This is a genomic window from Gordonia sp. N1V, assembly GCF_029269935.1.
Lineage (GTDB): Bacteria > Actinomycetota > Actinomycetes > Mycobacteriales > Mycobacteriaceae > Gordonia > Gordonia polyisoprenivorans.
In genome coordinates this window covers 436,883-456,737 of sequence record NZ_JARJDD010000001.1, presented here as the reverse complement: position 1 = coordinate 456,737, position 19,855 = coordinate 436,883, and the positions used below count along the sequence as shown (strand labels likewise).

25 protein-coding genes are annotated in these 19,855 nt (G+C 65.9%); all 25 read right to left on the bottom strand.

Features of this window, described 5'->3' with window-relative positions:
- Nucleotides 1–2 precede the first annotated feature (2 nt).
- The 25 genes from P3L18_RS02150 to P3L18_RS02030 all read right to left on the bottom strand — a co-directional run bounded on the left by P3L18_RS02150 (nt 3) and on the right by P3L18_RS02030 (nt 19,528).
- Nucleotides 3–1,601: a hypothetical protein gene (locus P3L18_RS02150; RefSeq protein WP_276113102.1), complete on the bottom strand. Its 1,599-nt coding sequence runs from the start codon at nt 1,599–1,601 to the stop codon at nt 3–5.
- A complete protein-coding gene (locus P3L18_RS02145) occupies nt 1,602–2,438 on the bottom strand; it encodes a hypothetical protein (protein ID WP_276113101.1) in 837 nt (278 codons plus the stop codon).
- Nucleotides 2,438–6,445 (bottom strand): phage tail tape measure protein, encoded by a 4,008-nt coding sequence (locus tag P3L18_RS02140; protein ID WP_276113100.1) that lies wholly within the window; start codon nt 6,443–6,445, stop codon nt 2,438–2,440. Before P3L18_RS02140 ends, P3L18_RS02145 begins: the two co-directional genes overlap by 1 nt.
- Before the next feature lie 306 nt (nt 6,446–6,751).
- Nucleotides 6,752–7,243: a hypothetical protein gene (locus P3L18_RS02135; protein ID WP_276113099.1), complete on the bottom strand. Its 492-nt coding sequence runs from the start codon at nt 7,241–7,243 to the stop codon at nt 6,752–6,754.
- 85 nt (nt 7,244–7,328) lie between these two features.
- On the bottom strand, nt 7,329–8,075 hold the full coding sequence (locus tag P3L18_RS02130; RefSeq protein ID WP_276113098.1) for a hypothetical protein: 747 nt from the start codon (nt 8,073–8,075) through the stop codon (nt 7,329–7,331).
- A gap of 2 nt (nt 8,076–8,077) precedes the next feature.
- Nucleotides 8,078–8,515, bottom strand: a complete 438-nt coding sequence (locus P3L18_RS02125; protein ID WP_276113097.1) for a minor capsid protein — start codon at nt 8,513–8,515, stop codon at nt 8,078–8,080.
- Nucleotides 8,512–8,850 (bottom strand): hypothetical protein, encoded by a 339-nt coding sequence (locus tag P3L18_RS02120; RefSeq protein ID WP_276113096.1) that lies wholly within the window; start codon nt 8,848–8,850, stop codon nt 8,512–8,514. The genes P3L18_RS02125 and P3L18_RS02120 overlap by 4 nt, the downstream gene beginning before the upstream one ends.
- A 9-nt stretch (nt 8,851–8,859) precedes the next feature.
- Nucleotides 8,860–9,198: a hypothetical protein gene (locus P3L18_RS02115; protein WP_276113095.1), complete on the bottom strand. Its 339-nt coding sequence runs from the start codon at nt 9,196–9,198 to the stop codon at nt 8,860–8,862.
- Nucleotides 9,198–9,602 (bottom strand): hypothetical protein, encoded by a 405-nt coding sequence (locus tag P3L18_RS02110; RefSeq protein WP_276113094.1) that lies wholly within the window; start codon nt 9,600–9,602, stop codon nt 9,198–9,200. Before P3L18_RS02110 ends, P3L18_RS02115 begins: the two co-directional genes overlap by 1 nt.
- A 66-nt stretch (nt 9,603–9,668) precedes the next feature.
- Nucleotides 9,669–9,848 carry a hypothetical protein gene (locus P3L18_RS02105; protein ID WP_276113093.1) on the bottom strand — a complete coding sequence of 60 codons (180 nt, stop codon included), beginning with the start codon at nt 9,846–9,848 and terminating at the stop codon, nt 9,669–9,671.
- Nucleotides 9,845–10,822, bottom strand: a complete 978-nt coding sequence (locus P3L18_RS02100; RefSeq protein ID WP_276113092.1) for a major capsid protein — start codon at nt 10,820–10,822, stop codon at nt 9,845–9,847. The genes P3L18_RS02105 and P3L18_RS02100 overlap by 4 nt, the downstream gene beginning before the upstream one ends.
- Before the next feature lie 51 nt (nt 10,823–10,873).
- Complete coding sequence (locus tag P3L18_RS02095; RefSeq protein ID WP_276113091.1) at nt 10,874–11,413, bottom strand: hypothetical protein; 540 nt, start codon at nt 11,411–11,413, stop codon at nt 10,874–10,876.
- 105 nt (nt 11,414–11,518) lie between these two features.
- Nucleotides 11,519–12,148, bottom strand: coding sequence for an HNH endonuclease (locus P3L18_RS02090; RefSeq protein ID WP_276113089.1), 630 nt, complete (start codon nt 12,146–12,148; stop codon nt 11,519–11,521).
- A 90-nt stretch (nt 12,149–12,238) separates the two neighbouring features.
- Complete coding sequence (locus P3L18_RS02085) at nt 12,239–13,306, bottom strand: phage minor capsid protein (protein WP_276113088.1); 1,068 nt, start codon at nt 13,304–13,306, stop codon at nt 12,239–12,241.
- A complete protein-coding gene (locus tag P3L18_RS02080; protein ID WP_276113087.1) occupies nt 13,306–14,919 on the bottom strand; it encodes a phage portal protein in 1,614 nt (537 codons plus the stop codon). Before P3L18_RS02080 ends, P3L18_RS02085 begins: the two co-directional genes overlap by 1 nt.
- Nucleotides 14,916–15,077: a hypothetical protein gene (locus P3L18_RS02075; RefSeq protein WP_276113086.1), complete on the bottom strand. Its 162-nt coding sequence runs from the start codon at nt 15,075–15,077 to the stop codon at nt 14,916–14,918. The genes P3L18_RS02080 and P3L18_RS02075 overlap by 4 nt, the downstream gene beginning before the upstream one ends.
- On the bottom strand, nt 15,074–16,381 hold the full coding sequence (locus P3L18_RS02070; protein ID WP_276113085.1) for a phage terminase large subunit: 1,308 nt from the start codon (nt 16,379–16,381) through the stop codon (nt 15,074–15,076). Before P3L18_RS02070 ends, P3L18_RS02075 begins: the two co-directional genes overlap by 4 nt.
- Nucleotides 16,378–16,860: a helix-turn-helix domain-containing protein gene (locus tag P3L18_RS02065; protein ID WP_276113084.1), complete on the bottom strand. Its 483-nt coding sequence runs from the start codon at nt 16,858–16,860 to the stop codon at nt 16,378–16,380. The genes P3L18_RS02070 and P3L18_RS02065 overlap by 4 nt, the downstream gene beginning before the upstream one ends.
- A gap of 39 nt (nt 16,861–16,899) precedes the next feature.
- Nucleotides 16,900–17,139 carry a hypothetical protein gene (locus tag P3L18_RS02060; protein WP_276113083.1) on the bottom strand — a complete coding sequence of 80 codons (240 nt, stop codon included), beginning with the start codon at nt 17,137–17,139 and terminating at the stop codon, nt 16,900–16,902.
- Complete coding sequence (locus P3L18_RS02055; RefSeq protein WP_276113082.1) at nt 17,136–17,432, bottom strand: hypothetical protein; 297 nt, start codon at nt 17,430–17,432, stop codon at nt 17,136–17,138. The genes P3L18_RS02060 and P3L18_RS02055 overlap by 4 nt, the downstream gene beginning before the upstream one ends.
- Nucleotides 17,429–17,587 carry a hypothetical protein gene (locus P3L18_RS02050; RefSeq protein ID WP_276113081.1) on the bottom strand — a complete coding sequence of 53 codons (159 nt, stop codon included), beginning with the start codon at nt 17,585–17,587 and terminating at the stop codon, nt 17,429–17,431. Before P3L18_RS02050 ends, P3L18_RS02055 begins: the two co-directional genes overlap by 4 nt.
- Nucleotides 17,588–17,726: 139 nt before the next feature.
- Complete coding sequence (locus tag P3L18_RS02045) at nt 17,727–18,431, bottom strand: hypothetical protein (protein ID WP_276113080.1); 705 nt, start codon at nt 18,429–18,431, stop codon at nt 17,727–17,729.
- Complete coding sequence (locus P3L18_RS02040) at nt 18,428–18,586, bottom strand: hypothetical protein (RefSeq protein ID WP_276113079.1); 159 nt, start codon at nt 18,584–18,586, stop codon at nt 18,428–18,430. The genes P3L18_RS02045 and P3L18_RS02040 overlap by 4 nt, the downstream gene beginning before the upstream one ends.
- A 199-nt stretch (nt 18,587–18,785) precedes the next feature.
- The gene (locus P3L18_RS02035) at nt 18,786–19,178 is read right to left on the bottom strand and encodes a hypothetical protein (protein WP_276113078.1); all 393 of its coding nucleotides are present in this window, start codon (nt 19,176–19,178) and stop codon (nt 18,786–18,788) included.
- 11 nt (nt 19,179–19,189) lie between these two features.
- On the bottom strand, nt 19,190–19,528 hold the full coding sequence (locus P3L18_RS02030) for a hypothetical protein (RefSeq protein WP_276113077.1): 339 nt from the start codon (nt 19,526–19,528) through the stop codon (nt 19,190–19,192).
- Nucleotides 19,529–19,855 lie beyond the last annotated feature (327 nt).

Sequence of the window (19,855 nt, the reverse complement as noted above, 5' to 3'; positions counted from 1 at the left end):
TCTCAGATCGAGTTCGCGAGTCCGCGGATCGACGTCGCGCCGTCCTGCACACCAGTGATCAGCCGCTCCCACAAGCCCTGCGCTGCCTTGTTTTTCCCGAGCGTCGCCGTCTCGGAGAACCCGCCGTCGCGACGTCGACCGACCGTCACCTTCGAGACGTACTGCTCGACCGAGGTGCCGTTGTCCCAGAGGGTGACGGTGTCGCCGTGCTGGTATTTGCGGGCGGCGCGCTTCCCGGTTTCGGGCTGGCCGAAGTGGATGCCGCGGCCGTCAGTACCGGACATGACGTCGAACTCGATCGTCTGCGTGCCGCCGTGCTCGTGGAGTGTGCGTTTGCCGGTGGCATAGGCGTCCAACGAGTAGGCGGCGGTGTTGTCGGCGAAGATCTCACCGAACGCATCCATCCCGAGGTCGTCCTCAAGGTCGTGGTCGACGACCACCTGGTAGGCGAAGAACACATCGTCGAAGAGGTCGCCGACGGTGAGGCTCAGCCCTGCGAGGCCGCCGGCGCCGGGGATGGTGGAGATGGCGAAGATGATCGCGGAGATGGCGAGGTTGGCGCCGATCTCGATGGCCTGGTTCAGCACCTCGGGCGCCTTGCCGCCGACGATGGCCCGCGGTGCATCACCGTGCGTCTCGCTGAACGTGTACGACTTGATGCCCGCCTGGGCGTCGGTGCGGAACTGGCAGATCCGGTTGTCGCGCTTGGTCGTGGTGTCGAAGAGGTAGCAGGCGTGCGGTGGGGTGTTCTGCCACAGGCCCGACGACACCGACCCCAACTGCGAGAGGTCGAGGAAGTGATCGGAGGTGAGGTCGAGGATCGATTGGAGCTTGCCGAGCGTCGACGTCGAGAACACCTCGGGTGGCGCGCTGTGCCCGTCCCACAGGTCGACCGACACGCCCATCTCCAGGCGGTCACACGTCGGGGCGAACAGCTCATCGAGCCAGGTGAATCGAGCAGGTAGCGCGATGAGGTCTTCGTAGGCGCCGAGGATGATGTCGAGGAGGTCGTCGACCGAACTGATGTCGTCGAGGTTGGTGTAGTTCGAGATGTTCCACGAGTCCGGCCACTTCAATGGAAGGCGCACGTACACAGGTCGATTGAGGCGTGTGAACACCTTGGCCACGAAGTTCTTGAACACCGGATCGACTGGGCCCCAGACGATGTCTTGCTTGCCGGTGATGTTGAATTGGACTTCGGCGGGGAATAGGTTGTTCACCCATGCGGACCCGCGCTTGAGGTGGAAGCGGTTGTCCATTCCGGAGTAGGTGGTTTCGACGCCGAGCGGGCCGACTTTGTTGCGCTTGAGGATTCGGCCGGAGTATTCGAGGCCGTCGTAGCCGCATCGGAAGTGCCAGACGGTGCGGCGGATGTCGGTGATCTCGTCGTTGACCCAGTGCTTCTCAGGGAGCCTGAACGAGAATGCGCCCGGGTCGACGCCGAACGCGTACTCGACCTGATCCTCGATGACCGTACCGACCGGCTTCCAGTCGATGGTGTCGCCGTTAACCGCGATGGCGCCATCGCTGCTGCGCCTGCCCAGCTCGAAGTAGTCCCACGTCGGATCGGTGATCGCCTGTGGGTATCCCGGATCAGCCATCTAGAGCGCCGCCCAATAGTATTGCGGCACAGTCACAGTGAGGCTTGTCGCGCCACTGGTGCCGGTGCCGGTGATGGTGACCGGGATCGCCGGAGTGTTCGCGGGGGCGCGCTTGGCCCACCGCGTGCCGATCCACGAGCGGTCGGCGCCGGACTGGTCGACGATGGACCAGTAGTCGGGGTCGGTGTCGATCTCGAGCCACTGGCCTGCGGTGAGCGTCGGCAGCGGCAGCGTCTCCCCGGCGAGTCCGAGCGTGGGGTTGGTGATCGGGCCGACGAGTTTGAATGCGGCCCATGTGTCGACGTCGCCGTCGTTGCCGATGGTCGCGCCCGCGAACTGTGCCGCGGTGAACGTCGCGACGGCGGGGTCGGTGCGCCACCACGACATGTCCTGGCGGAACGTGAGCTGGTCGAGGGCGCGGCCGACAGCACCCATCGCGCGGTAGTCGGGTTCGTTCTTCGCCGCCATCAGCCGGATGTCCTGCCAGCGCCCGGTGTTGTTGATAGTCAGGCGCAGCGGAGGGGTGTCCTCGGTGCGCGCGAGACCGCGTCCAAGGGCGCGGCGCCACTGCATCAGGTACGACACAGCCGGGTCGCCACCACCGGGGTAGTCGAGGTACACCTCGGCCTCGATCGGTCCCGCCTCATCCTTGCGGCCGCGGACGATCACACCCTGCGTGGATTCGCCCTGCACCTCGTTGAATCCCCACGGCGCACCGGCCAGCCCGGTGATCGACTTGAGGCGCACACCGGGCTGGCGAGGTCCGGGTGTCCAGTAGCCCAGCTCCCAGTCCTCGCCCCAGAAGTCGGTGAGGGTAGCCGAGATCGGCGAGCCCATCACATCGCCGCCAAATGGATGCCGGTCTTCTCAAGGAGGCCCTTCACGTCTTGCACGACGATGTGCACAGTCTTGCCGTCACGCACGTCTTTTCGTAGCTCCTCGAGTTGCTGGGACAGTGGCTCGACGGCCTTGGACAGTGCCTCACCCAGGCCGGGGATGTCGTTGCTCGACGTCGATGGCTGCGGCGCGAGATCGCCGAGGGTGACCTGACCGGCAGCCGCCATCTGCGCGTAGGGGCCAATGACCGATGCTGCGGTGAAACCGGCGCCGGCGGCGAGGTAGGCGTAGTCCATCCACGACTTCGGGGCCATCCAGTCCGAGGTGTCCTCGGCATAGCCGCCGAACCCGCCGCCCGCGTAGGCGCGGACCATGCCGAGTTCGCGACCGGCCTGCAACCACAGACCCTTCGACCGGTCGGAGCCGTCCATCGGGATGAACGCCTCGCGGCCCGCTTCACCGGCGAGGGTGATCCACGCGTTGGCGTTGTTGAGCATCTGCGCGGCGTCGGGCCCGTTCCATCCGCCCTCGGCGTAAGCCACAAACGGCAGCGGCCCGGACGGCTTGAGCTTCGACGGATCATCTTTGGCCGGCGTGGTTGTCGGAGTGGTCGGCGTGGTCGTCGGGGTGGATGTGGTGCCGACGGAGTCGAGGCGGCCACCGGTGACGTACACGTTCTGTGTCGCGCCCGACGGTGTAGCGCCGGCGCCAGTGGTGTCGAGGGTGCCGACCGACGGGCCGAGGTCGGCGACCATCTTGGTGGCCTCGTCCTGGTGGGCGTTCATCTCGTCCATGTAGGCGCCGCGACCATTCGCGACGGCGGTCTGCGCACTCGACTCCCCGGGGCGCTGCTGGACCCAGAAGATGTTCTCGTCCATCGACTGCGACCAGCCGGGAGTCTTCTTCTTCTCGTCGAGGCGGTCGTAGAACCCGGTGATCTGGGTGTTCGGATCGTCGCGCCCGGGGTAGCTCGAGTCCTGTTGGAAGATGCCCTTCCAGTTGCCGTTCTGCGCCTCGGGGTCGAGGTTGGATTCTTGGATGGCATCGGAGAGGATGTCGGCGATCTCGGCGTCGGTGTATCCGCGCTTGCGGCCCTCAGCGATAATCTTGCGGGCCACATCCTCACGCGAGGACTGCGCGGTCAGCGTGATGTCCTGGATGCCTTGCGGCTGCTGCCCGTTCGCCGCCGCGGCGACGCCGACGGGTCCGCTCGCGCGCATGTGCACGTGGTCGGTGTGGCCGCCGTAATCGGAGGCGAAGTAGGAGCCGTCGGTATCAGGGCTGCGGCCGTGCCAGCCGATCTTCTGGCCCGTGTTCGGGTTCATCCAGATGACCTGCTCGAGCGTCGGCGTCGACGGCGCGATCCCGACGAGATATTCAGCGAAGGCCTGCATCTCGTCGACCGAGCCCGACCAATCGATCCCGCGATTCAGATGCCCGGGGTTGGGGGCGTAGCCGGCCTCGGCGCGATCGGACTCCTGATGCCCCGCGTAGGTCGACGGCTTGACGTGGTGTTCCTCGCCGAGCTTGGTCACCCAGTCAGGGAAGCCACCGGACCCGTAGCTGATCGACGTGCCCGACGGCAGGCCGTACCCGGTGTCGCCGCCGACCTGGCCGCCGTCAGCGAATCCACGAGCGAGCACGCGGGGGAAACGGCGCTGTTGGACGTCGGCCATGAAGGCGTTGCCGTAGTAGTCGACCGCGTCGACCGGCTGCACCCATTCGCGATTGGACAGCGCCACCAGGAACGCATCATCACGAGGCCCACCCGGACCGAACACCTGACCACCGGCTGCGCGCTTGGGAAACAGACCGTTGATCCCGTAGCCCGAATTCAGTTGCGAGGCATTGAGTTGGGCGACAACCTCGACCGAGCGTGTCTTGGTGAGCGCCTGGAGCGCCACTTCTGCCTGCTGCGTCTCGGCGTCCACCCGCAACTGCCCGTTCGGCAATGTGGTGACCTTCAGGCCGAGCTTGGTCAGCTGATCGATCACCGCGGGACTGTTGTCGGAGATGATGACCGACTTCGCATCCGGCACGCCGACAATGGAATTCGCGAGATGCTGCATCCCTTGGGTGGAGGTGCCCGCCTGGCTGGCCAGACTCGCGAGACTGTCCGCGCCGCGATTGAGCGACTGGCCGAGTCCGTACATACCGTCGGCGAGCGTGCCCACCGACTCGGATGCCCGCTGGAGCGACGGCGCCATCGTTTCACGTGCCGATCGGGCACTGTTCTCGAGCGCGCGACCCATGTCACCGGCCTGCCCGGGCAGGTGACTCAACGCCGAACCGAGCGCCTGGAATCCCATAAGGATCGGATCGATCGAATTGGCCATTCCGGCTGCGGCTTTCAGCCAGAACTCCGCGCCATGTAGCCACGCTGACATCAGGAAAGCTACGCCCGCACCGGCTTTCATCGCTGCAACACCCAAGATCTGGAAGAACTGGACGATCTCCTGCTGATGAGCCGACACCCAGTCGGCCATCTTGCCGACCTCCGGCGCGAACGCCTCGGCGAGCTTGAGCTTGATGTCGTTGGCCGCGACCGTGATCTTGTTCCGCGCGGCCTGCAACTTGGCGGCCGGGGTGTCGAGCTTCTGCGCTGCCTCGTCAGCCGACAGTCCAGTGTTGCGGAACTCGGCTGCAGCCTTCGACAGGTCCATGCCGTTGACGGCGGCCTTCATATCCTCGGCTTTGGTGCCGAACAGGGCGAGCGCCGCGTTGTACCGGTCGGTGGGGTCCTGGATCTTCTGCAACCCAGTGAAGATCTGCCCGATGGCGTCGCGGGCCTCAGCGCCACCTGCCGCCATCTTCGTCTGCATCTCCTCGGCCGAGATGCCAAGGAGATTGAAGTTCTGGTCGGCCTGCGCGGTGCCGTCGGCGACGCGGAGTGACATCTCTTTCAGCGCGTCGGCGACGACGTCGGTATCGCGCGCGCCCGCCTTGACGCCTTGGGAGAGTAGGCCGAATGCCTCTTGTCCGGTGAGTCCGAGGGAGCGGAACTGAGTGGAGTACTCATCGATCGTGTCGAGCCAGTCCTCGGACACATTGAGGTTGTTGACCTGGCCCTTGTAGATCAGGTCAAGGGCCTCCGAACCGTCCCTAGCCAGGCCGGTCTTCATCAGCTGTCCAGCCGAGCGCGTGACGGCGGGGATCTCTTCGCCCATCACGTCGGTGACCATGTTCAGCTTCTCGAGCAGCGGGTCCATGTCGGCGGCCGAGGCACCCGCCTTGATGAGACCGCTCTGCATGGCCGCGCCCGCCGCGGACATGTTGGCTTCGACCGACTCGCCCCAGCCGTTGCCGAACGCCGCGCCGGCAGCCTTCCCGACTTGCACCATCTGGGCGTCGGACAGGCCGAACCGGGCCTGGATTATCGCGCGATCCTGCTGCATGTTCATGCCGTCCATGACGGCGTCGGCCAGCTTCGCCCCGGCGATGGCGCCGAGGCCGACGACCGCGGCGAGCGCCATGCCGACCGGCCCTGCCTTCGATGCCAGGCCCGCGATTTTGGATCCGAACCCGGCGATGAACGTGGCGCCACCGGATTCGCCGCCCTCGCCCATGCGGTCGGAAATGCGGTCGTTGAGCCCGGATAGCATGCCGGAGAACGCATTACCGCCCTCTTCGGCTCCTTCGCGGATTCCCTCGCCTGCGCGGCGCCCCTCATCACCGAGGTTCCGGAGGTCCCGGCGGGCGCGGTCGGTGTCGTCACTGATGCTGCGGCGAGCCTGCCCCATGCCATCGCCAACACCGCGGAGTTGGTCGGAGGTGCGGCGGCCCTGTGTGCCGAGGTCGTTCAGCGACCCTTGGGCCTGGCCGCTGTCGCGGCGGATGTCCTGCATCGACCGCGGTGACTGGATCTGCGAGATCTGCCGGTCGGTGGTGCGCGCCTGGTCGGCGAGATCGGCGAAGGCGCTGCGCGCGCGGTCGATGTCACGGTTGTACTCGCGCGCCCCCTCAAGGCGCAGCTTCGCGGTGAGGGTCCCGAGGTCGAGATCAGACACGCGTACCTCCGTTCGTTGTTACGAGGGGGCGCACTGCTTGTGCTGTGCGAGATGTGTTGTCAGACAGTAGGTCTGAGACCCGAGACTCGAACCACTTCCAGGTTCGCCGGGAGAGAATGCCGTCACCGAAGTCAGCGGTGAAGCGGGAGTGGAAGTCGAGCTCCACCGCACGCCAGGCGGACCAGATGTGCGCCCACGTGACCGACGCGGTGGGTGGCGTGGGGGCGGTCTCGTTGTACCAGTCGCGGATGGTCTCGCCCGGTGGCAGCGTCGGGTCGTAGTCGCCACCGCCGGGATCGTCGGAGCCTAGGGCGCCTGGGCGGGGGTCGTAGAGGCCGTAGCGCCCTTGGATGAGGTGGCCTTCTTCGGCTTCGCTCTCCGCTGTTTCCGGTTGGAGCCCGGGCCTTTTCCCTTCGCCTCACCGCCGACGAGGCTGTCGAGCAAATCGTCTGGACCCCAGTAGGTGAGGGCCATATCGGGACTCACACCGAAGTGTAGGAGGGCGGTGTTGGCGGCGCGCAGGATCTCTTCGCCGCCAACGCCGTCGGCGAGCATCTGGGCCCACACCGAGCCGTCGGCGCCGACGTACTCTTCCTTCTCGGCGTCCCACTCGGCGCCGAACATCTTGGCCTGCCAGTCGAGCCGTTCGAGAGCTGTTGCGCGGTCGTTGGTGTCGGCGAACTTTCTGCGCAGACGAATGACGTCCATCGCCGAGGGTGGCTCGATGACGTAGACGGTGCCGCCGATCGGCAGGCGAAGGCAGGGGTCGAAGAAGTCGTCGAGATCGGGGTATTCCACTGTGATGATTCCGTTCGGTAGGACGACGAGAGCCCCGCGGTGGTGGAATCAGGCCACCGCAGGGCTCTCGCCGAGATGGGGTGTGTCAGGCGAAGGTGGCGGTGCCGTCGTTGGACAGCACGGCCAGGCTCGCCGACGCCGGCAGGTTGGCGAACGTGTACGGCCCGCCCGTCGAGCCGGTGACGGTGACCGCCGACATGCCGGAGATCGCCTGCACTGCGGTTTGCAGCGATGCCGCGGTGGTCGTCGGCGTGACCGCCAGAGCCTTACCGTTCAGCCCGATCGTCACCGTGGTCGCGGTGTTGAGCGTCAGCGTCGCGCTGATCGTGCCCGCGGCCGTCGGCTTCGTGATCCGGGTGGGCGCACCCTTACCGGTAACGGTCGCCGACCACTTCTGACCTTCGTTCGGCTTGCCGTCGTCGAGGTTGATCTCGACGGTCGCGAACCCCTCGAAGGCGACGTCGACCTCGTCGGTGCGCCATCCGCGGATGTGGATGATCGCGTCGTCGCCCGCCTTGTCCATGGTGTTGAGCAGCCAGACGAGCGCGGGGTTGATGACGCGGTTGGGCTTGACGCCGGTGCCCTTGACGAGGCCCTTGAAGTCGATCTTCCAGCCCTTGCCCATGACTGCCATCGAGTCCCAGATGTCGGACCCGAAGTCGGTGTCGTCTTCGGTCTTGCCCGCGAAGTTCGGGGTGCCGGCGGTGAGCGCGCGCAGCTCCTGCCAGTTGGAGCTGTCCTGCGCGACGGAGCAGTCGATCTCCCAGCGCCACTGACCGGCGTTGAGGTACTTGAGTCCTGCGTTGGACGATTGCTTGAGGGGGACAGCCATTTTCAGTCTCCTGGTTGTAGGGCGAGGGTGTAAGAGTCCGGCTTGATGAACCGGCCATTGGTGTCGGCGTCCAGCGGTCCGTCGATGTGGCGGAAGATGTCGCGGACGTCAATACCTCCCGGCCAGGAGCCGGAAGTGTTGTGCAGCGCAGTGAATCCGCGCCAGGCGTCGTCGTGGACGACGCGCGGGTCTTTCGTTCCACGCCAACGGATCTGCACGTACAGGGTGGGCGTGGTGTCGACGGTGAAGATGTCGGGGTCGGAGCCGTAGTGGTTGAGGGTGACCGCGCGGTCGGGCCCGGTGGTGGGGAAGGGCCCGAAGTAGATGGCGGGCAGTGCGGGTGTGCCGGTGTAGATGCCGGTCGGCTGGTAGGCGGCTATCCCGAGGTCGGCCATGTGCTGAGCGAGGCCGTCGAGAACAGCACGCGGTGCGATGGTCATCCGCCGAGCGCCTGCCGCAGGGTGTCACTTATAGCGCCGAGGATGGCGTCGCGGTGGTTGTGCATGGCGTTCTCGAGGAACTTGGCTTCACCCTTGCCCTTGTGGGTGTAGCCGACCTCTTCGTGCTGGCGTACCGCGTAGGGGGTGTTGTAGCCGACCGCGGCATCGTAGCCGGAGGCGGCGGTGTTTCCGGAGCGTTCGAGGGTGCCGGTCTCGAGGGGTACGTTGCGGTTGGATTCGTCGAGGAGAACCTCGGCGCCGGCGAGCAGGGCGCGTTCGGCGTCGGTCTCGGTGATCTGGGGGTCGCGGTCGCCGGGGGTGATACTGACGGGCATGGCACCTCCTCAGTCGAGATCGATGGTGTAGTAGTCGGGGGTGACGTCGGTGCCGGATCGGTGCGGTGCTTCGGCGATCACAGTGCGCCACTGCGAGTCCGGGAGTTGGACGAGTGAGCCGAGGGGGATGCGCGGGGTGCCGTCAGGGAATGCGGCGCCCGACGACGACACAACCTGGGAGCCGTCTTTGTCGCGGACCAGCCGGTTGCCCCAGCGGGGTTTGCCGACAACCTCGACGCCGTCATCACTGTCGTAGGTGTCGCCGTAGGGGCCGGAGCCGACGAGACGGCGGACGAGGATCGGTGTGCGCCACCAGAAGGCGAGCGCGGTGATGGCCGGGTTGGCCATCACCAGACCGCCGAGGAGGCGAGTCCGGCGTTACGGAGGATGCGGCGTGCGTCATCGCAGAGCGTGTCGGCGAGAGCCGTGTTGTCGGCGATGGTGGGCGCGGTGAAGCTGACCGACGCGCCGTCGACCGATGAGGAGGCGACGACACCGGTCTGCGCCCCACCCGCGAACGGGTCGACGCCTGCGGCGAGCCAGCGCTCCACCTGGGCGCAGGTGGCGTCGCGCATGGCTTCGGCGAGATCATCGTCGGTGGGAATGCCGGTCGGCGTGACGTCGAAACAATCGAGTCGGCAGGCCGAGGTGACGAGCAGGGATGCCTTGCGCAGCAAGGGCCCGACGGTGTCGAGCACATCCTCGGATTCCATGAACGCGGCGAGTTCGGTGGCGTTGGCGTAGACGGGCATTCACGCTCTCCAGGTGGTGGCCGATGGCCGGAGCTGTGTGGAAGTCAACTCCGGCCACCGGGGTTATCAGGAGGCCGATTTGGTCGAGGTGCGCCGCTTGGGCTTGTCCTCGACCTCGTAGCCTGCCGACTCGAAATAGCGCAGGGCGGCCGGGTCGTCGGTGGTGGCAACACCGTTGGTGAAGACGACACCGCACACCGATTCGCCCGAGTACCCCTCCACGGGGGCTTTGACGGTGGCCATCACGCGGTGAGGGTCACACCGCGCAGCACCGCGGCGGCCTTGGTGGCCTTGAGTGCGACACCCACCGGACCGAGCTCCACCTCGCCGCGCTTCACCGCGCCCGAGGTGGAGAAGTCAGGCAGCCAGGTCTGGACGACCTGCGAACCGACAGTGGTGACGGCGTGGAAACCGTCGAGGCCGACCCGGATGGCGTAGATGTCGGTCTTCTTCGCCGTGACGGGGATGACCGGGCTGGAACTGCCTGCCTTCTCGCCGGCGTCGATGAGGGTGATGCCGCCGTAGGTTTCGCGTTCGATCGGCCGTCCGTTGGCGCCGATCAGCCCGTCGATCGGGTCCTTGACGTACATCGAGGCACGGCGAGCGGCGGCGCGGATCTTCGCCAACGCCTGCTTGTTGGCGACGAGGAACGTGGGCGTGGCGTCGAGGCTGCCGAGGAAATCGTCGAGCACATCGAGAACCTTGAATGCGGCGCGGCTGTCGGTGTCGAAGTCCGACCAGTCGGCGGTCGAGGTGATCTCGGTGGCCGATCCGGTCAGCGCCTTCGACAGGCCGTCGAATCCGTTTGCGTCGGTGGCGGTGTCGCCGTTGATGACGGCGTCCTGGAACTTGGCCTTGGTGGCCTTGGCGATCTGCTGGATGTGCAGGGCGATCTGGCCGGAGGCGGCGGGCCCGAGCTTGGCAATGATGCGATCGATTGCGAACGATCCACCGAGAGGCGCCAGGGTTACCGTCTTCTGCACGGTGGTCACGGCCTGGTCGGTGTATTCGGTGTTGTACGCGCGGAACGCCGCGTTGGCCTGGTCGACGAGCCGCCGGTAGCCGTAGGTCAGGGTGGCTCCGCCGCCTGCCGGGTTGACGGCGTCGTCGAAGATGAGGCCGTCAAGCAGCGCCGAGACCTTGCGGAACTCGTCGATGACTGCGGGGTCGTAGTCGGTCTGGGTGTTGTTCTTCGCTTCTGCGAGGGTGACGGGCGCCATGGCGTCCTCTCCTTTCGGTTCCCTCGCTCTGCTGCGAGGAGGTCGGGGTGGTTACTGGTAGGCGGCGCTGATTGCGCCTTGCAGGGTGGTGGGCTTCTTCGCCCCACGTGCTCCGGTGGCTTCGCCGCCGGAGCTGCCGGTCTTGGCGCTGGCCTTGCGGAGTGCGGCGAGCTTCTTGGCCTTGGCGTCGATCTTGTCGACGGGGGTGTCCTCGAGGAGTTCGAGATCGTCCTTGGTGAGGCCGTGAGCGACAGCGGCTTCGGCGAGTGCGGCGCGACGGTTGGCAGCATCCACAGCCTTGAGTGCGTCGTCGCGTTCGGCTTGGGCCTTGGCGGTGTCGTCGAGCTTGGCGCGTTCGCGTTTCTTCTGCTCGGCTTCGTATGCGGCCAAACGCTTTTCGGCATCCTTGCGGGCTGCGCGCTCGGCGTCGAGGGCCTTCTTGCCGCCTTCGCCGAGCTTGTCGTCGTCGACCTCGGTGCTGGTGTCCTTCGCGGACGTCTGCTCGGTCGTCGTCTGCTGCTCGCTGGTGCTGGTCGAGTCGGTCGACGTGGTGGCGTCGGCGTTGTCGGTGGTGGTGTTCTCGTCTGCCATCGCGGCATCCTTCGATCCGGGCGGGCGCATCGCGCGCACGCCGATATCCCCGACACCAGGATCGGTGCGGGGTGACCCGACACGAGGTCGGGAGGTGTGGTGGGGTCAGGCCGCTGGGGTATACGGCCACGTATGCCGCTTCGCCGAGTTGCACGATCGACATGCCGGGCGAAGGTTACTTGGCCAGTTGCAGCCCCCTCGCGCCAACGGCTTCACGTGGTCTATGTGCTCCCAAGGGGAGCCGCAAATCCAGCACTTGCCGCCGTAATACTCAATTCGCGCTCGGACTTGAGATGGCGTCGCAAACCCTTCTGCGGCAGCTTTCGCAGCCTGTCGCTTCTGGTTGTAGGCGGAGGTTCGATGTCGATTTCGCTTCGCCCATTCCCGCCAGGCCGCACTAATTCGCTCGCGATTCTCGCGGCGATACTCCGCGTCCCGCTTCGCCTTCACCGCCTTGTCGCGCTCGTAGCTCTGCCACCAGGCTTTGTTGGCTTCACTCTCGCGCTTTCGACGGTCCCGCTCGTGCCAGATCTCAGGGTCCGCCTTGCGGTCCGCCTTGCGCTGCTCGCTCAATCGTTCCCTGTGGCGAGATTTAAACTCTCGATTGTGCTCACGCTTGCGTTCAAGATTATTCCGATCCCAGCGGATCTTGTTACACCGCTTCGAACAAGTTGTGGCGTCGCGACGCTTGCCGTTAAGGCTCGCTCCACAGATGCAGCAGGTACGATCATTCATGCCGGTTACCTCTATCTAGGTAGTCGGAAGGCCATCAGGTGTTCCCGCACCTGGTGGCCGTTTTATGTTGTGCCCCAATGATACCCGAGATTAACCATGAATCCGCTCGCGCCATGGGACTCGTTTTGCCGACGTTGTGTCGACGTGTTCGCGAATCTTGGCCTGGTATGCGCGGACTCGCGCCTTCGCTACCTTGCGGGCCTCGTCGTCCAGCGCGGCGGCCTGCTGACGCTTCGAAGCTCGCACCTGCCGTTCGAGGTAGCGCAGCTTCTCGCGGTCCTTCGCACCCTGCGGATCGGCCGTCTCACCGAACGAGCGGGTACGGCCTGGCACGTAGAGCGCGTGGCTGTGTCGGCAGCCCGGGTGGTACAGGCCGGCCGAGCGCGCCTCAGCAAGGCTGCGGTGCTGACCGTCCGGTTTCAAGGCCAGGACCTTGCCCTCCCACGGTCGGCATCGTTCGCATTCCTGCGGCACGTCCGACACGATCACCAGATCGAACCCGGCCGACACGAGCTTCGCGTTGTGGCCTTCGATCGACGCGTTCATCAGCGACGAGCGGGACGCCATGTCGACGTAGGATTGCAGCTCCCATTGGCGACCACGGCTGTCGACGAACCCGGTGATGCCGCGGGCCGCGAACTCGTTGAGCGCCTGCGCTGCCGCCTCACGCTGCGTCTGCGCGCCGAGCATGGCCGGGGCGGACGCCCGCGCCACCACCTGCCGGTAGATGTCGTTGACGCTGCGGTAGATCTGCGGCCTGGTGGCATCGAGGGTGTGTGTCAGGTCGGCGGCCGCGGCGGCGAGCGCGAAAGTGTCGACCGCGCCCCCGACGCTGCCTGTCGACAGGACGGCGGGCGCGATGGCCTTACCTGCTGCGCCGATCTCGGCTTGCGCGACAGCTGCGCCGCGGTTGACCGCCATGCGGGCCGTCTCGTTCGCGGTGAGCGGGATACCGGCCTGGAGTTTGCCGAGCACCACCTCGGCCTCTTCGCGGAAGCGCTGCATGGCGAGGAGTTGGCGATCGGCCCAGTCGGGTCGGTCGAGGCCTTCGGCGAGCCGGTTGGCGATCGTGGTGAGGAGTGCGTTTTCGGCTTGCGCGTATAGGTCGAGGATCTGGCGTACCAGGGGCTCGGTGAGCGGTCCTGGCTGTAGCGGCATCAGCCCAGCTTATCGGCGTTGGCCGGCGGCTGCTGCGGAGTTCCCTGCTCATCGACAGCCTGCGGATCGGGCGCGTCGGGCTGCTGACCACCGGCGAAGTCGGCTTCCTCGGGGAGTGTGGCCACCGAGATGGTGTTCGCCTCATCGATCAGCTCGACCTCTTCGGCGACGCGCTCGTCATCCCACTCGGGGTGCAGGTGCCGGACCTTCGTCTCGGTCGATGCAGCCTTCGCCGCCTCCCACATCTGCACCGTCGTCGCCCGCTGGTTGTCGGACTGCTGACGCATCGACGGCCACGACACCTCCAGATCCTCAGCCGGAGCCGGAGTGCCGTTGAGGTGCGCGGCGACCTGCATCAGAGTCGTGTTGAGCGACACCATCATCGGCGACCACAGGCGGATGCGGGCGGCCCGTGTCGAGTTGGTGTCGCGCTCCTTGGCATCGACCTCGGTGGCCGTGACCGCGGTCTCGTCGGACAGGCCGAAGGTGATGGGGGAGTAGCCGACCCGAGACAGCACGCGGCGCAGCAGGTTCTCGAAGGTGGCCTGGTGTTCGGCGACGCGGATCGAGAACTGTTCGGCCTGTAGGTACGTCATCGCTTCGCCGGTGGCTGCCATACCGGTACCGATCGGCGAGTACACCGACCGATCCAGGTCGAAGCCTGGGGTGTGACCTTTCCGGGCCTGCAACAGCTCGTCGGAGACGAACACGCGGCCGCGGCCGAGGTCGAGATCGTTCATCCACGACGACCAGGTGGCATCGATCCGGTCGAGCAGGTGAATGACGTCGCGGGTGAGGTCGGCGCGCCCCAGTGGTGCGAGCGCGGGCTCGTTGCGCCACTCCGGGTTTGGGCGCAGGTTCGGGGCGTAGCCGGCGCAGATGCGGTCGGTGCCGGTCGCGATGCCGGTGCCGTCGAGTGTGACCTCGATGCCCGCGGTGGCGGCGTGCTCGGTGAGCGGGATCGCGCGGCCGAGGTTGTCGGCGGTGCCCTGGTACAGGACGTGGTCGATGCGTCCCGGCGTGTAGTGCTGCAACCAGCGCAACACGACGTTGGCGTCGCCGGAGTCGAGTTCGGACCAGAACGTGACCGCGACGAGGTGCCCCCAGCGGAAGGTGGGGATGGCGCGGTCAGCATCCACCCAATCGATCCACGGGTTGTCGCCGATGCTGCGATCCCACACAACCCGTCCGTACACCCCGGACAGCATGGATGCGGACTCGGCGGCGGCGAGCCGTCGCGAGTGGGCGTCGTCGATGTTGACGAGGTCGTCGATGATCGCTTGCAGGCTGTCGTTGCCGTCCGGGTCGGTGACGACAATCGGTTCGGCGAACAACGATTGCGCGGCGACGCGGCCAAGGTCGGCGGCGACCGGCACGTGCAGACGCTTCGGGTTGCTCATCCCTGGTTCGGGTTGTGACCAGAACGCGCGCCACGCTCGCTTGAGGCGGTTGGCGTTGACCATGTCGGCGCGTTGGGCGCCCTGGCTGCCGTAGAATGTGGCCAGCTTCTCGGGGTCGCCTTCCCACCACACCTGCCGTTCGGCGCAAGCGGAGAGCACCTTGTCGTGCGGTGCGGGCGGCCAGGCGGTGCCGTTGGCGGGGAGATCGATCACGCCGGCTTCCGAATGAGCTTTTCGATGATTCCAGGATCGGCGCGGTGGTGGTTCAAACCCACCAGTTCCGTCGAAGGAAGATCATTCACCTCATCGACGTAGGCCAACAACGCCGGATTCTTTCGAGCCTTGCGGTTGCGATCACGACGCTTAGTCACGCGGCGGCCTCCTCGGGTTCGTCAACGGTCACGGTCGGTATGGAAACGTAAGAGCGCCAGAGGTTTTGGGATGTCACTACCCCGTAGCGCAGGGCGTCAGCGCTGTGGTCGTCGAGCTTGATGACCGCGTCCTCACCCTTCTCTTCCGCCTTCTTCGTGTCCCACACGTAGCCGGGGAGCTCATCGATCAGCGCGGTGCACGAGCGGTGGATCTTCAGGCGGTCGGCCTTGAACAGCGACGACACGAGCGTGATCCCGGGAACGACGCGATTGTTGGCGGCGAACACCGAGGTGAAGCCGTCCACGCGAAGCTGGTTACGGAAGCCCTTCGCCGACGGGTCGACGAACAGCCGGTCCGGCCAACCCTTCTCGTCGAACCAGGCACGCAGATGTTGCGAGCGTTCGCCGTCGGTCATCTTCGGCGGATTCCACTCGGCCACCACGTACAGCACACCATCAACGCCGACGCCGATCAGCTCCCCGCGGGTGGGGTTCTGAACGCCGTGGTCGACGCCGAGTGCGACGAGCCGTTCGATGGTCGGCACCTCGTCGACCACGTGGCGTGCGGGATCGAACATGTCGTAGACGGCGCCGTCGGCCAACGCCCATTCGCCTTTGATCATGCGCCGGAACCAGAGGCCGGTGTACATGCTCTTGACGCTGGCAACGTAGTCGGCGTCGAGGTTCGGATTGTCGTCGAGGATGAAGCTGACGCGGTGCAGCTCGATGGGTCGGCGGTCGTCGCCCTCGGGGAGTGTGAGGTCGTCCCGACGGTCGATGATGCTGCCGTCGTGGGTGATCCAGTAGGCGGCCTTGTCGAGCCATTTGAGCTTGAACCAGTGCCGGGGGCCTTCGGGGTTGCAGGTGGCCCACAGTCGCGCCCCGACGACGCTCAGGCGGGATACGAGCATGTTCCAGTAGCTCTCGGGAAGCGTGCTGGCTTCGTCGACGTAGGCGCCGGCGAGGGTGAGGCCCTGGATCTTGGTGCGGGCGGCCTCGTTGTCGGCGCCGATGAGCAGGATGGTGCGGCCGAGGATGTCGACGGTGCCGAGGCCGTAGTTGATCTTGACGCGGTGCGCGCCCAGCATCTCCTGCATCGGCAGGACGAGGTTGTTGATGATGGTGCGCTGGGTGCGCCCGGTCATCAGGAGGTTGCCGTCCGGGCCCTGCCGAATGAACCCGATCCACTCGATCAGCGAACCGATCGTCTTGCTGGATCGGACGGAACCCTCGTAGACGTTGAGGCGCGCCTTGGGCATGCGGGCAGCGGCGAGGCCTTTGCCGACGAGTGGGTTGATGATCATGGTTGGTCGCCGAGAATGTGGTTGAGCCAGGCGTCGACGGCGGGCAGGTCGCGGCCTTCGGAGTTGAGTTCGTGCAGCCTGTTCGCCGCGACGAGGGCCGAGGAGACGGCCTGCATCAGGTCTTTCTTCGACCGCGGGGTCATGTGGTCGAGTTGCCGTGAGTTGAACACATAGTCGGCGCCTCCGAACCCGTACACCTCTTCGGGTCCGTCGATCTCGGTGAGCAGCCCGACGACCTTCTCGAGCAGCGTGGTTTCGATGGTGGCTCGGCGGGCTTTGTTGTCAACATGGTTGGCTTCGGCGGCCTTCGCGGTCTGGCTGCGATCCCACGACAGGCCCATCGCCTTCGCGTGCCGCGATACGCCTTCCTTGCTGCGCCCCAGCTCTTTCGCGATGGAATGCAGCGTGCGGCCCTCGGCGTGAAGTTCGCGGATGCGATCGCGTTCGGCGTCAGTCCAGGGTCGGCGTGGGGTGGCCATGGCGTAGAGGTGTTGGCATCGCGCCCCTCCTTGCGTGTGTCAGACCGGGATGTCGATGCCGGTGATGTCGGTGAACAGGTCGCACATTTCGGTGACCTGGTTGTCGGTGAGTCGTCGACCGCTGCGGTTGTCGGTGCGTGCGGCGTGCAGCTTGGGGAGTAGTCGGTCGCGGATCGCGATGGCGTGTGCGGCTTTGAGTCGGCCGCGTTGGCCGCGCATGGTGGCGTTGAGTTCGGAGCAAAGGAGCGTGAAGCGGGTGTCGACGTCGGTCTGGCTCATTGCACCCTCTGCCGTCTCGAGCCCCGATCCTCTCGCCAGTGTCCGAGATCCCCGACATGCACGGTGACACCGACCATGCCGACAACCATGTCCCACGCCTCGGCAGCGGTGCGGCCTGCGTCGACTGCGGTCTGCAACAGGGTGAGCACGGGCGCGGGGTCAGAGTCGGGGGTTGCTTCGAACCCGATGCGTTCACCCTCGTCAGCGAGCCACAAGGTGCCGGCTGCGGGGCGTTGAATGATGCACCAGCGGCCGTGTCCTTCGCGGTCGGCGGGGTCGGTCGGGTAGCTCACGGCAGCGTCCGTTCGGCCTGTATGGCGTTGAGCCACGCAGCTTCTCGCTGTGCTGCCGATTCGATGCGGTGTTGGATGGCGGCGTGGGTGCAGGCGATCCAGCGGATGGGTGTGCAGACGGCGGCGAGTAGCACGAGCAGCACGGTGACCTCCATGGTTGGCGCGTGTTGTGGTCAGCCAAGGCTCGACGGCGGGCTGGGCGAGATGCGCGTACCCCTCGCACAAGAGACGCGACCGGCCCTTGAGGGTCATCGGTCGCGCAAGCGCAGCTTACCTGGCGACCTGGTGAAATTGTCAAGCACCACGCCGAACGCGCGCCAGACGGGCCCGCTTGTGCGCGGCCAGCACATCACCGAGCCGATACCACCACTTGCCCGTCTCTTCGTCCCACTCGCCCATGAGCTGGCCCGACCGCCGCAAGTAGTCGACACGACGCCGGTTCAGTCCCTTCGCCTGGTCGCCCAACTTGTGTGCCAGTTTCTCCACACGACCGGCGTCGACCTGATGCTGGTTCGCGGTGGCGATCATAATCTGCGCTCGCATGTCGGGAATCCGGTATTCCTGATCCACCACACCCACTGACCGCACCGCAGAATCGATCGCCCGCATCACACCGAACGCCAGCTCACGACCCACCTGTGCATCCATCGTTGAGAACGCAACCCTATGTTGGCGTAGCCATCCTGCCGCGGCGACGAGACTGTCGAACGCCGGCACCTCGACACCGCGATGCTCACACAGCACCCGGATCGTCGTCCCCAGCTCGTTCCAGAGAGCTTCACGAACGATGTCGGCGCCAATGTTGTACGGCGGACGCGAACACGGCTGAGACTGCACATGCGGCCCCGCAACACCCATCCGCGACCACGGCTCACCAGCAATAGCCAGTCGGACAACAAGATCGGTGGTCACCAGATCCAGTTTCCGAGCCAGATCATCCAGCTCACCCGGCGACAAGGCCCCCATCACGCGTGTGAAGTCCGGCGAACGTTTCGTCACTTCGTGCCACCTTCCAGGCGTTCTGAGATTCGTTGCGGCTGCTCAGCCCACCATTGGCGGCTGTCGGCGCGCGTGAGGACGGGTTCACCGTTCTCGGCGGCCTTCTGGAGGTCGAGCTCGATCTCCACTCCGAAGAAGTTGCCCATCATGCTCATCTCGCCCTCCTGAGATCAGCCCGGGAGATTTGTCCCCGTGTGAGTTGCGCGGGCCGATGTCCGATGTGCCAATAGCCAGATGTGCACCGGTATACCGACAGGTGATCGCCGCCGTGGATGCGGCGTACGGTCTTGGCGTCCTGCTTTCGCCTGTACGTCCGCTTTCCGCACTGACAGGTCGACCAGTTGGCCGCGGCACTCATGCGACGTCTCCGTCGATCTGGGCGCGCTCACGGTACGCCTCGGTCAGCCGCAGTAACGCGAGGTAGTCGTCCAGATGCATCACGGCGAGGTGGATCGGCGGATTGGCCCCTGACCCTCGCCGCTTCACCACGAGCGCGGCTGTGGCCGCCTGGGCCGCGTACTTCTGCCGAGCGAGACCAGTCAGCCACTCGCGCCAGACGGGTGTTGCTGCGTCCTTGGTCTGCAGGATGTGGCGGCCGTCGTGGGTGAGGTGGATGTCGCCCATGTCTTCCATCCGCCCGGGCCGGGTCCGTCTGGCTTGAGTGAATCCGAATTCGAGGCAACGCGCAAGGATATCTCTCTCGTATTTATCGCCCTTGGCTTTATTGGCTTTATTGCGATTCACCATCGGTCGTCCTTTCAAAATGGGGGAGTGCCTGGCCATTGGTAATTGGTGGTGCGGTGATGTCGGGTGATATTCACTTCTCGCAATTCGCGGGGGACGGGTTTGCCGCACTGGTGCTCGACGTGCACGGTGACGCCGTCCGGTGGTGGCCAGCGCCAGGCGTAGGACAGGTTGCGACCTCGGCCGCCGCGGACGGTGGCGAGCACACGTTCTGTGGGTCGGTAGGCGAGGACGCCGAGCTCGGTGAGCGGGTCGGGGTCGAGGCGTCGATCCTGGGCGTCGATGCGGCCGGCGAGGACTGGTGCCGCGCACTGTGGGCACTTCACCGGGGCGAGGTCGGTGGCGTCGGCCATCGATGGACGCGTCACCGTGTCGGCGGGTGTTTTCCGGCGGGCGTGGGAGGCGCCGCAGTCGGGGCAGACGCAGCGCGCTGCGGGGCTCACTGGACGCCGCCGAGGTTGTGGATAACTCCGGACACAGCGACCGTAGCGACCGTTTTTTGACAGGTGTTACGTGCGTAGAGCTGATTGTGTGACGTATGAGCACTTGTGTGACTACTGTTGCGTTCTACAGCCTCGCGCGTAAGGCCCAAATCTTTCTCTTTTTGGTCGCTATGGTCGCTATTTCGGCTTGACGTGGGGAAACAGCAGCGACCATAGAACAAATTTTCGGTCACTGCA

Excerpts from the sequence above, each read along its gene's own strand:
- P3L18_RS02065 (WP_276113084.1), bottom strand. The coding sequence starts at position 16,860 with ATGGCCACCCCACGCCGACCCTGGACTGACGCCGAACGCGATCGCATC.
- P3L18_RS02130 (WP_276113098.1), bottom strand. The coding sequence starts at position 8,075 with ATGGCTGTCCCCCTCAAGCAATCGTCCAACGCAGGACTCAAGTACCTC.
- P3L18_RS02125 (WP_276113097.1), bottom strand. The coding sequence starts at position 8,515 with ATGACCATCGCACCGCGTGCTGTTCTCGACGGCCTCGCTCAGCACATG.
- P3L18_RS02100 (WP_276113092.1), bottom strand. The coding sequence starts at position 10,822 with ATGGCGCCCGTCACCCTCGCAGAAGCGAAGAACAACACCCAGACCGAC.
- P3L18_RS02060 (WP_276113083.1), bottom strand. The coding sequence starts at position 17,139 with ATGAGCCAGACCGACGTCGACACCCGCTTCACGCTCCTTTGCTCCGAA.
- P3L18_RS02085 (WP_276113088.1), bottom strand. The coding sequence starts at position 13,306 with ATGCCGCTACAGCCAGGACCGCTCACCGAGCCCCTGGTACGCCAGATC.
- P3L18_RS02150 (WP_276113102.1), bottom strand. The coding sequence starts at position 1,601 with ATGGCTGATCCGGGATACCCACAGGCGATCACCGATCCGACGTGGGAC.
- P3L18_RS02145 (WP_276113101.1), bottom strand. The coding sequence starts at position 2,438 with ATGGGCTCGCCGATCTCGGCTACCCTCACCGACTTCTGGGGCGAGGAC.
- P3L18_RS02030 (WP_276113077.1), bottom strand. The coding sequence starts at position 19,528 with ATGGCCGACGCCACCGACCTCGCCCCGGTGAAGTGCCCACAGTGCGCG.
- P3L18_RS02050 (WP_276113081.1), bottom strand. The coding sequence starts at position 17,587 with ATGGAGGTCACCGTGCTGCTCGTGCTACTCGCCGCCGTCTGCACACCC.
- P3L18_RS02115 (WP_276113095.1), bottom strand. The coding sequence starts at position 9,198 with ATGGCCAACCCGGCCATCACCGCGCTCGCCTTCTGGTGGCGCACACCG.
- P3L18_RS02095 (WP_276113091.1), bottom strand. The coding sequence starts at position 11,413 with ATGGCAGACGAGAACACCACCACCGACAACGCCGACGCCACCACGTCG.
- P3L18_RS02110 (WP_276113094.1), bottom strand. The coding sequence starts at position 9,602 with ATGCCCGTCTACGCCAACGCCACCGAACTCGCCGCGTTCATGGAATCC.
- P3L18_RS02090 (WP_276113089.1), bottom strand. The coding sequence starts at position 12,148 with ATGAATGATCGTACCTGCTGCATCTGTGGAGCGAGCCTTAACGGCAAG.
- P3L18_RS02120 (WP_276113096.1), bottom strand. The coding sequence starts at position 8,850 with ATGCCCGTCAGTATCACCCCCGGCGACCGCGACCCCCAGATCACCGAG.
- P3L18_RS02040 (WP_276113079.1), bottom strand. The coding sequence starts at position 18,586 with ATGAGCATGATGGGCAACTTCTTCGGAGTGGAGATCGAGCTCGACCTC.
- P3L18_RS02070 (WP_276113085.1), bottom strand. The coding sequence starts at position 16,381 with ATGATCATCAACCCACTCGTCGGCAAAGGCCTCGCCGCTGCCCGCATG.
- P3L18_RS02035 (WP_276113078.1), bottom strand. The coding sequence starts at position 19,178 with ATGGTGAATCGCAATAAAGCCAATAAAGCCAAGGGCGATAAATACGAG.